This is a genomic window from Halobacterium bonnevillei (assembly GCF_009831555.1).
GTDB classification, from domain to species: Archaea; Halobacteriota; Halobacteria; order Halobacteriales; family Halobacteriaceae; genus Halobacterium; species Halobacterium bonnevillei.
Genome location: NZ_WUUU01000254.1, coordinates 1 through 3,079, shown reverse-complemented (window position 1 = coordinate 3,079; position 3,079 = coordinate 1). Strand labels below are relative to the sequence as shown.

Annotated in this window: 4 protein-coding genes; 1 reads left to right on the top strand and 3 read right to left on the bottom strand. The window is 68.3% G+C overall.

Annotated features, from left to right (window positions below; all coding sequences use genetic code 11):
• Positions 1-455: 455 nt before the first annotated feature.
• Positions 456-1,088 carry a DsbA family oxidoreductase gene (locus tag GRX66_RS17835; protein ID WP_159527701.1) on the bottom strand — a complete coding sequence of 211 codons (633 nt, stop codon included), beginning with the start codon at positions 1,086-1,088 and terminating at the stop codon, positions 456-458.
• 602 nt (positions 1,089-1,690) lie between these two features.
• On the opposite strand from GRX66_RS17835, the gene GRX66_RS17830 reads away from it, so the two are divergent.
• Positions 1,691-2,407: a DNA-directed RNA polymerase subunit epsilon gene (locus GRX66_RS17830; RefSeq protein ID WP_159527700.1), complete on the top strand. Its 717-nt coding sequence runs from the start codon at positions 1,691-1,693 to the stop codon at positions 2,405-2,407.
• 27 nt (positions 2,408-2,434) lie between these two features.
• On the opposite strand, the gene GRX66_RS17825 is transcribed toward GRX66_RS17830, so the two are convergent.
• Both GRX66_RS17825 and GRX66_RS17820 read right to left on the bottom strand, forming a co-directional pair.
• Positions 2,435-2,782, bottom strand: coding sequence for a thioredoxin family protein (locus tag GRX66_RS17825; protein ID WP_159527699.1), 348 nt, complete (start codon positions 2,780-2,782; stop codon positions 2,435-2,437).
• Between the two features lie 84 nt (positions 2,783-2,866).
• The coding region (locus GRX66_RS17820; RefSeq protein ID WP_201293086.1) for a helix-turn-helix domain-containing protein at positions 2,867-3,079 on the bottom strand (213 nt) is incomplete at its 5' end.

Below are 3,079 nucleotides of genomic sequence, written 5' to 3'. Positions count from 1 at the left end.
AGCGACCGCTCGGTGCGCCCCTCGACGGTCACTGCACAGTCCCCGACCAGTGTGACGGCGAGCGCGTCGTCGCGGGCGTCGGCGACGAACGCGGCGGCCCGCTGGACGGTCGGGTCGGCGAGCGTGCGAGTCGTCACGGCCGACTGTTCAGCGTCGACGGCCAAAAACGCCCGGATGCGAGTAGTCAGGGTGGAAAACCGAAAGACAGGAGATGGGGGAGTGGTGGCCAGCGACGCACGGGGCGGGTCGGCGGTAGACGAAACGTATGGCCACGTCATCGAGCAACCGCACTGGACCCCGTGCGTCCGCCACGGAGACGCCGCAGCGACCGGGGAGCACCGGCCACGCACGTGAATCGTGACGGTACGGGATAGAAACGGTTGGGCCGAACATCTTCCCGCCGCCGACCGGGCAGCAGCGAATCAGTGCGTGTGGGGACTCCAGGAAGCCCCCGGTCAGGCGCCGTCGACGAGGCGGTCGAACTGCTCCGGGGGAATCGCGCCGCGGGCGGCGTGGCCGTCGTAGACGAACGTCGGAATGCCGGTGATGCCGAGTTCCGTTGCGTCCTCGAAGCGCGCTTCGAGTTCGTCGTCGAGGTGATCGTCGGCGACGGCGTCCCGGACCTCGTCCTCGGGGACGCCGGCGTCGCTCGCGATGTCGACGAGCACGTCCACGTCGCCGATGTCGCGGCCCTCCTGCCACAGCGCTTCGAACGCGCGCTCGTGGAACGCGAGGAACGTCGCCTCGTCGTACGACTGCTGGAGGAACAGCGCCACCTTCTGGGCGTTCCAGGAGTCGACGTCCAGCGAGAAGTCCAGGGTCATGTCCACGCCGTACTCGTCTTTGAGGCGCTCGACGTTGTCCCGGACCTCCGCGAAGTAGTCGTCGTCCTTGCCGTCCTCGACGTCGTTGTCGATCGTGCCGTCCTCGTTGCGTTTGTACCCGCGCAGGTCGAAGACGTGCCACTCGACGTCCGGCGGGTCGTCGGCCCGCTCGCGGTACTGCTGCATTGCCGCGCGGCCGAGGTAGCAGAACGGACAGACGTAGTCCGAGAACACCGTCAGCTTGTCCGGAGAGACCTGACTCATGGCCCGCTGTAGCAGCGCCACCCGCAAAAGGCCGTCACCCGCGGCCAGGCGCGCTGGTTCGAGCAGGCCCGCAGCTGCTCGCCCCCGGCTTTCTTTAAGTGCTTCTGGCGACAAGGGGTAGATACGAAGGGCTTCTACGAGGGGTTTTTGCCACCAAGCGCCTGCTGTGCCGCTCGTTCGCGACGCGCCAGAACAGAAACTGTGGCGGCTGGCTCACGCCGTAGCCGCGGCTCCGTTGGGGAGAGTCACTGTACTGCTGGGCAGGCTCGTGCGTCGGCCGCCGTCCGAGCGCCGACTGTTCGATCAACCAACGTTTCCTTAAGTAGTTCTGGCGACAAGGAGTAGATACGAAGGACTTCTTGGGAACTCGCGCCCCCCAGCGTCGACTGTACCTTCCGTTCAGCCGAGTCATTACGCGGCGGCCCGCAGTCGCGACTTGCTGCGAGGGACGACGGACTGCGCATCTATCAATCCCCCGACCCGTCTTTAAGTGGCTCTGGCGACAAGGGATAGATACGAAGGATTTCTCAGGGAGCTACCACCGCGCAGCCGTCGGCTCGTCGGGCGAGAGTTTAAAACCCGGGAGGCCGCACGGACTAGCGATGAGTGCAGACGGGAGCGACCACGTGCGCTGGGAACCCCGCGACGAGGACCGACGCGTCGAACACAGGCCCGGGTCCGGCGCGCTCTCCCGCGCACAGGCGCAGCGCGACACGACAGTCCGGCGCTGGGGCGTCGTGTCCCCGAGCGCGACAGTCATCGGGCGCGCGGAGTCCCCGGACGCGGACCTCTCCGAGAGCGTGCGTCGCCTCCACGACGAACGCCACACCGCGACCGAGGGACACAGCCGTCGCGCCCACCACCTCGACCGCCTCCGCACCACGCAAGCGCTCTGCAACGCCGTCGACGTGACGCCGTGGCAACGCGACGTCGCACTCGGCGTGATGAGCGACATCGACCTCACCGAATTCGGCAGCCAGCGCGCCATCGAGAAGGTCGCGCTCGTCGTCATCCGGCACGTCGTCGACGTCGACCGGCGCCAGTACTTCGGCCTCGACGACCTCGACGCCGCCGACGTCTCCCCCGAGCGCATGAACGACCTCTACGAGCAGTACAAGCGCCACGACGTCACCGACGAACCCGCATTCGACGCACTGGCGGACCGCTACGACCTCGACAAAACCAGTCTGAACCGCCTCCGCCGCGTCCTGACCGACCAACTCGACGACGGCCTGCCGGCGTTCGGCCGGAATCCCCACCGCGACCCCCACCTCCCGGACGTCACCGAACGCGACGTCCCGGGCGCCGCCGACGCCTGACCGGCGCTCCCGGCTGCGCGTCGCCGATCAGTCGAGGTGTTCGTCGAGGAACGCCTCGATGGCGTCCCCGCCCTGGAACCCCTCGGCTAGCCGCGCAACTTCCTCGCCGTCCTCGACGAGCACGAGCGTCGGCGCGCTCGAGATCGACCACTCCTCGATGAGACTGGCGTCGTCCCCCGGGTTGGCCATCGCCACGGTGATGCCGGTCGCGCGTGCGACGTTGCCGACCACCGGCTCGATGGCCGCGCACTTCGCACACCCCTTCGTCCAGAAGTCCACGAGCACGCGGTCGTGGACCTCGAGGACCGCCTGGAGTTCGTCGCCGTCAGCGACGCGTATCGGCTTCTGGGCGTCAGTCTGTGACTGCGTCGTCATGCCAGCCAGTACGATGCGAGCGCTGAAAAGGGCTGCTGCGGCGGGGGGCCGTGCCGACACCCAATCTGTAGCGTGACCGCCGACTCACGCACGCCGGCTGTCTACGAGCCCCCTGAGCAGGCGCGATTCGGCTTTCCGGAGGTGTTCGGCGGCCGTCGACGGCGCACACCCGAGGGCGGCGGCGACTTCGGCAACGCCCCCGGTCCGGGGCGTATCGTAGTAGCCGGCGTCCACCGCCGCGAGTACGGCGTCCAGTTGCCGGGTCCGTGAGCGCGTCCAGCGGGTCCGGCCGCCTCG